The organism is Microcystis sp. M53603_WE2 (genome assembly GCF_030065435.1).
This window is the reverse complement of sequence record NZ_JASJFF010000851.1, coordinates 1-5625: the sequence shown is the minus strand read 5'-3', so window position 1 is coordinate 5625 and position 5625 is coordinate 1. Positions and strand designations below refer to the sequence as shown.

Annotated in this window: 11 protein-coding genes; 4 read left to right on the top strand and 7 right to left on the bottom strand. The window is 41.2% G+C overall.

From position 1 onward, the window contains the following. The 4 genes from PX481_RS18075 to PX481_RS18060 all read right to left on the bottom strand — a co-directional run. Positions 1 to 516, bottom strand: a 516-nt coding sequence (locus tag PX481_RS18075) for an acylphosphatase (RefSeq protein WP_288095318.1), incomplete at its 3' end; no start/stop codon positions are given. Positions 517 to 543: 27 nt separating this feature from the next. Next, a complete protein-coding gene (locus PX481_RS18070) occupies positions 544 to 1218 on the bottom strand; it encodes a hypothetical protein (protein WP_002759281.1) in 675 nt (224 codons plus the stop codon). 52 nt (positions 1219 to 1270) lie between these two features. Further along, positions 1271 to 1723: a coiled-coil domain-containing protein gene (locus PX481_RS18065; protein WP_002759283.1), complete on the bottom strand. Its 453-nt coding sequence runs from the start codon at positions 1721 to 1723 to the stop codon at positions 1271 to 1273. Between the two features lie 221 nt (positions 1724 to 1944). Next, complete coding sequence (locus tag PX481_RS18060) at positions 1945 to 2094, bottom strand: hypothetical protein (protein ID WP_155120390.1); 150 nt, start codon at positions 2092 to 2094, stop codon at positions 1945 to 1947. A 122-nt stretch (positions 2095 to 2216) separates the two neighbouring features. On the opposite strand from PX481_RS18060, the gene hisN reads away from it, so the two are divergent. Together hisN and PX481_RS18050 are read left to right on the top strand one after the other, a co-directional pair. After that, positions 2217 to 3023, top strand: coding sequence for a histidinol-phosphatase (gene hisN, locus PX481_RS18055; RefSeq protein WP_288095315.1), 807 nt, complete (start codon positions 2217 to 2219; stop codon positions 3021 to 3023). A gap of 154 nt (positions 3024 to 3177) precedes the next feature. Continuing rightward, the gene (locus tag PX481_RS18050; protein ID WP_283159992.1) at positions 3178 to 3300 is read left to right on the top strand and encodes a hypothetical protein; all 123 of its coding nucleotides are present in this window, start codon (positions 3178 to 3180) and stop codon (positions 3298 to 3300) included. On the opposite strand, the gene rpe is transcribed toward PX481_RS18050, so the two are convergent. Then, the gene (gene rpe / locus PX481_RS18045) at positions 3297 to 4004 is read right to left on the bottom strand and encodes a ribulose-phosphate 3-epimerase (protein ID WP_002759286.1); all 708 of its coding nucleotides are present in this window, start codon (positions 4002 to 4004) and stop codon (positions 3297 to 3299) included. The two genes, PX481_RS18050 and rpe, sit on opposite strands and share 4 nt — an antisense overlap. Positions 4005 to 4298: 294 nt before the next feature. Between rpe and PX481_RS18040 the strand changes: the two genes are divergently transcribed. Further along, entirely contained in the window at positions 4299 to 4634 is a 336-nt protein-coding gene (locus tag PX481_RS18040) for a hypothetical protein (RefSeq protein WP_002759287.1), read from the top strand. Positions 4635 to 4692: 58 nt separating this feature from the next. Here the strand turns inward: PX481_RS18040 and PX481_RS18035 are convergent, their stop codons facing one another. Further along, entirely contained in the window at positions 4693 to 4974 is a 282-nt protein-coding gene (locus tag PX481_RS18035) for a type II toxin-antitoxin system RelE/ParE family toxin (protein WP_002782273.1), read from the bottom strand. Continuing rightward, entirely contained in the window at positions 4971 to 5186 is a 216-nt protein-coding gene (locus PX481_RS18030; RefSeq protein ID WP_002759295.1) for a hypothetical protein, read from the bottom strand. The genes PX481_RS18035 and PX481_RS18030 overlap by 4 nt, the downstream gene beginning before the upstream one ends. Before the next feature lie 183 nt (positions 5187 to 5369). On the opposite strand from PX481_RS18030, the gene PX481_RS18025 reads away from it, so the two are divergent. Continuing rightward, positions 5370 to 5504: a hypothetical protein gene (locus tag PX481_RS18025; RefSeq protein WP_288027816.1), complete on the top strand. Its 135-nt coding sequence runs from the start codon at positions 5370 to 5372 to the stop codon at positions 5502 to 5504. The last annotated feature ends 121 nt before the right edge of the window (positions 5505 to 5625 follow it).

Genomic DNA, 5625 nt, shown 5'->3' with positions numbered 1-5625 from the left:
GTATTCCCTTTGACATTCGGGACACTGATTAAAACCCCTCATAGTTGTGGCACTGCGATCATAGGGTAAACTCTCGATGATACTGTAGCGAGGACCGCAGTTAGTGCAGTTAGTAAAAGGATAGCGATAACGACGATTATTCGGGTCAAAAATATCGGCTAAACAATCGGGACAAGTGGCTAAATCTGGCAGAACAATTGTATTCTTTTCACCGCCGCTGCTAGGACGTATGCTAAAGTTTTGATAACCGACGGTATTTAACCATTGAGTCTCAATATTTTCAATTAGCGATTGAGGTGGTTTTTCTAAAGATAATCGAGTCAAAAAAGTTTCTAGTTTGTCTCGATTGCCCTCGACTTCAATAAAAACTCCCGCTGCTGTGTTATTCACCCAACCGGCTAAGTTTAATTCCGTTGCTAATCGATAAACAAAAGGACGAAAACCGACCCCTTGTACTGCCCCGCGCACAATTAAAGCTAATCGCTGATCGGATTGATAATTTAACGGGGAAAACATCAAATTCATCCCTGATTACTTTTCCCGTTATACTAAACTTTCACTAATCACCCGACAGCATTCTTCCACACTGGCCCTTTTTTCCATAGCTATCACTAAAGCTTGATAGGCAGTCTGTTGTTTTTCTAAAAGAGTTTTTGCCTGTAATAAACTCCAGCGCTCTTTTTGGGCATAATTATTCTCGGAAACCCCCGCTAATTTTAAGGCCGATTGCAGATAAAATCGATCGCTTTCTCCCCCCTCCGCTTTACCATAAACTAAGGTTTCGGCAGCAATTCCCGCCATCCACACCGTAGAAATTCGCTCTAAAAAAGCGGGAAAATCGGTAAAGTTCTTGACTTTTTGCTCTAAATCTGCTAGTTCAAATTGAACACCGCCGACTCCCTCCTGGCCTTGACGAAAGGCTTCCCAAGCGGTCAAACTATAACTGGCGATCGGAATGCCTAAAATATAAGCGGTGAGAAAATGTCCGGCTTCGTGGTGAATAACTCTTTGACGGTGTTTACTAGGAGAAAGAGCATCCAGTAGTAAAGTCACGCCTCGGTTATTAAAGGTGAGAGTATCAACGGTAACTAATCCCAAGAGGCTAAAAGTAGCTAAAGCGGGGACAAAAGGCGAAATAGACAGCAAAGGGGTGACAAATACGGAAAGAGTGATCGAAAAAACGGTAATCGCGATCAGATTTAAAGCTGTCTGTTCCATAAAAATTAATAAAAATATACAAATGCTTAATACTATGTTACATTGCCTAGTTTTATTTTCCCCGAATTAACCAACCAATTACCCCACCCACAAAAGCAGTCACAATCGATATACCGATCTGTTTCCAGTTTTTTACCTCCCCAATTTTTTCGGCTAAATCGGGAATTTTTCCCACGGATGCCTCGATGAGTTGCACTCTTTCATTTAAACCGGTGATTTTTGCGTCTAAAGTCCTGATTTCTCCCTTAATTTCCGTCTGTCCTATCTCTAAGACCTGAATTTCTCTTTTGATCTCTCCGACGCTATTCTCGATCGCTTTTTGTCCACTCTCCAAAGAGGTTAAACGAGTTTCGATCGCTTTTTGTCCACTCTCCAAAGAGGTTAAACGAGTTTCGATCGCTTTTTGTCCATTCTCCAAAGAGGTTAAACGAGTTTCGATCGCTTTTTGTCCATTGATAATCAGATTTTCTAACCTTTTTAGGTCATTTTCCGTAAAAGCCGTCATCAGCTAAACTCCTAAATAGATTAATTTTTTCTCGTCTTGAGATTGAGTCGATCGTTGACTAATTTAATTATGGAGTCAAAATCAAACTGTTACCCACTGATAGTTCTAGCTTCGACGCGGCAATAGGGATTGAGGGTGATAGGCAAATTTCCCCCACTTCCCCAATTCCCCACTTCCCTTTACCATAAATAAACATTATCGTTTTCCTGTATGGATAACTTTTATTGATGAATATCGCTCGCACTATGCAAGAGGCAATAGAGATTGAGGGTGATAGGTAAATTTCCGCTAAATCCCCGACCTCCCCACTTCCCCACTGATAATTCATAATTCATAATTCCCACCTCCCCACCTCCCCACTGATAATTCATAATTCATAATTCCCACCTCCCCACCTCCCCACTGATAATTCATAATTCATAATTCATAATTCCCCATCTCCCCTTTCCCATAAATAAACATTATTGTTTTCCTGTATGGATAACTTTTATTGATGAATATCGATCGCACTATCCAACTAGCTCATCAATTAGCGGACACTTCTGGAGAGATTATCCGGCGCTATTTTCGGCAGCCCCATCTAGAAACCGAGACAAAACTCGAGCAAGTTTCCTCAATAGTAACAATCGCCGATCAAGAAGCTGAGGAGGCGATGGTGGCGATTATTCGGCGAGAATTGCCTGAAGATGGCGTTATTAGGGAAGAAGGAGCTAATATTCCCTCCCAAAGTGGTCGTTATTGGGTATTAGATCCCATCGATGGCACATCCTCTTTTGTCAAAGGATTGCCGATTTTTGGGACTTTAATCGGCCTAGTGGCAGAAAATCAACCGATTTTAGGAATTGTCGATCAACCGATTTTAGGCGATCGCTGGTTAGGAGTGAAGGGAAAAGCCAGTCTTTATAATAACCGGATGATTGTTAATCCCTACCGTCAGGATCGGGAACTTGTCTTAAAAAATGCCTGTTTAGCCTCCACCACTCCCTTAATGTTTATCACAGAACGACAACAAGCGATCGCTCGTCAGCTGCAAAGCGTCTGTAAACGTACCGCTTTTGGGGGTGATTGTTATAACTATATGATGTTAGCCACTGGCTGCACTGCCATGCCGATGGTAATCCTAGAATCAGACCTGAAATACTACGATTTTTGTGCTTTAATCCCGATTATTGAAGGTGCGGGCGGAATAATTAGCGATTGGTCAGGTAATCCCCTAAAAGCTGATTCTAGCGAAGTTTTAGCCGTCTCTAATTCCGGTTTATGGCAGCAGGTTTTAGAACAAATCAGCAGAGTGGGTTAGTGCCAATACTAAGATAATTAAGGCCGGCTGAATAAATCTAAAAACCTTGTTGGGTAAGACTTTTAGACTTTTTGTCAATCAAAAAGTACCAGTTATGGGAGTGATCGTGGGAAAATTACGGGACTTTTTCTCTGAAAATTAGGTAATTGACCAGATGGGAATCAGTAAAAACCTACACCCCACACCCCACACCCCACACCCCACACCCTGTCCCCACAAAAAACTTTTTCAGCAGACCCTAATTAGTCAACAGCTAACCCACCCCCGCGGCAATTAAACGGTGGCTAATTGAGGTTGGGGACGTTTGCTGTTACGGATACCTTCGATCGCCGTCCCGTAATCGGGGGCATTAAATACCGCCGAACCTGCTACAATCGCATTGGCACCCGCTTCGAGAACTTGCCAAGTATTAGCCGGTTTTAAGCCGCCATCCACTTCAATCCAGGGATCCAAGCCTCTTTCATCGCACATTTGACGTAATTGACGGATTTTGGGGACAACTTCCGGGATAAAACTCTGGCCACCAAAACCGGGGTTAACGCTCATAATTAGGACTAAATCGCACAAATGCAGCACATATTCGATTAAATCTAGGGGAGTGGAGGGATTTAATACCACACCCGCTTGTTTACCGAGTTCGCGGATTTGGCAAAGAGTACGATGGAGGTGGGGAGAAGCATTATGTTCAGCGTGAACAGAAATAATGTCAGCACCCGCTTTCGCAAAGTCAGCCACATATTTTTCCGGTTCGACGATCATTAAATGCACATCTAAAGGTTTTTTCGTATAGGGACGAATAGCGGAGACAATCAGGGGTCCAATGGTGATATTCGGGACAAAACGACCATCCATCACATCAACGTGAATCCAATCGGCTCCTGCCTTATCCACAGCCTCGATATCGGCTCCTAATTTACTAAAATCCGCCGATAGGATCGAGGGAGAGACAACGATCGACTTCGAGCTTCCGTTTTGGGTCATGGCTAACTATAGAATTTCGTGTTTATATTTTCGTAACAATCTTATCAGCAATCAGTGATCAGTGATCACTAATCGGATTTGAGTTTTCAGTCGGGGTAATCCCAGAACATTTTGTATAAATTGTAACAGACAAAAATTTGTGATTGTTGTAAAGCAATAACCGCTACTGACAATCAAGCATTTCTACTCTAAAATAAAAGATATTGCCATCCCTGTTAGGGAATTTATTAGAAACTTGAGGTATATAAGTGTGACATAATCACAGTTTCGCATTTAACCTTCATAACCTGAAATATGAATATCATTGACGCTTTAAATCTCAAAAACCCCCAAGATTACCCCTCTAGAGAAGCCTATCAGCAAGACGTTGTCAAAGCGGTACAGGTATTGATGCGTCTAGGTATTATGGATAGTCCCTCGGCCGATTTAACCGGTTCCCTAGACTCTATCCTTGAGAAATTACAAGAGGATGAACTGGCTATCTACGGTAGAAAACGCAGTAAACAAGAAATTATCGCCGATTTAAAGCAAGTTAATAGTGAAATTGCCGAACTCGATCGAGAAATAGCCGACTTAGAATGGCAAATTGCGCTCAAAAAAGCTGAAATATCTGTTAATGAAGCATCTTAGGGTTTTTTATCTTGATTCTGTTTCGGTTTCTCCAAACTGAGCGCAATAATCATCCGCACTAATAAACTTCATCGTGAGTCCCAATTGACTCTAAAAGAATTGCCTGTTTCTGCTCATATTCAACGAATTTAAAGACAATTCTTAAATCATAGCCGACACTACAAGCATAAGAATCTTTAAGCTCCCCTTTTAATTTGTGTGTTCTTAATCGAGGTTGAAATGGATCTACGGATAATAAAGCTAAAGTTTCTTGGATATTTTGAACTAAAAAAGCCTGTTTTTTCACAATTTTTCGAGCATTTCTAATAAATATATTGGAGCGTAATAAAACAAAATTCAGGAAAGGATTTCCTCCATGATTTGTTCAGGTGTCAGGGGTTGACATTGACCTTGTGCAAATTCTTGTTGAGCTTCTTGAACATCTCTAATCAACTCTGTTCTTTTTTGATCTCGAAGACGATTCTGTAAAATATGAATGAGATTTTCTTGATCTTCAAGAGAAAGTTGCTCGGCTGCTTCTAGAATCTCTGCAAAGGTTGTTTGTATTGCCATTTTATTAAGGGGCGATCGATTAAACTATCTAGGGTTTACAATCAAGGCTAAAAATAGCGAGAGTTACCGCATAACCATTTATTATATCGACATTTTTTGTCTAGTCAACTATTTATAACTAACTAAGTAGGGAGGCACAATTATTTGTAGGATGGGTTAGCGGTAGCGTAACCCATGCGGGCGTTGGGTTTCATACTTCAACCCAACCTACGTTCTAATCAATTAAGTCTCTTACCAGATAAGGATTTAGTCGATTTATGCCACCCTATAGAACCATACCAAGTAACGAAGAACCCATTTTTGGCGTTGTCAAATTGAAAGATGCTCCGAATCAGCACCGGAACTGAAATTACTTTGATAGGAAAGATTACATGGCATCTTGACAATTAGTGTTTAATGAACGAATAGTGCCGATAGTTGGGCTTAAGTGGGGAACAAG

Excerpts from the sequence above, each read along its gene's own strand:
- PX481_RS18065 (WP_002759283.1), bottom strand. The coding sequence starts at position 1,723 with ATGACGGCTTTTACGGAAAATGACCTAAAAAGGTTAGAAAATCTGATT.
- PX481_RS18030 (WP_002759295.1), bottom strand. The coding sequence starts at position 5,186 with ATGGCAATACAAACAACCTTTGCAGAGATTCTAGAAGCAGCCGAGCAA.
- PX481_RS18060 (WP_155120390.1), bottom strand. The coding sequence starts at position 2,094 with ATGAATTATCAGTGGGGAGGTGGGGAGGTGGGAATTATGAATTATGAA.
- PX481_RS18070 (WP_002759281.1), bottom strand. The coding sequence starts at position 1,218 with ATGGAACAGACAGCTTTAAATCTGATCGCGATTACCGTTTTTTCGATC.
- rpe (WP_002759286.1), bottom strand. The coding sequence starts at position 4,004 with ATGACCCAAAACGGAAGCTCGAAGTCGATCGTTGTCTCTCCCTCGATC.
- PX481_RS18050 (WP_283159992.1), top strand. The coding sequence starts at position 3,178 with ATGGGAATCAGTAAAAACCTACACCCCACACCCCACACCCCACACCCC.
- hisN (WP_288095315.1), top strand. The coding sequence starts at position 2,217 with ATGAATATCGATCGCACTATCCAACTAGCTCATCAATTAGCGGACACT.
- PX481_RS18040 (WP_002759287.1), top strand. The coding sequence starts at position 4,299 with ATGAATATCATTGACGCTTTAAATCTCAAAAACCCCCAAGATTACCCC.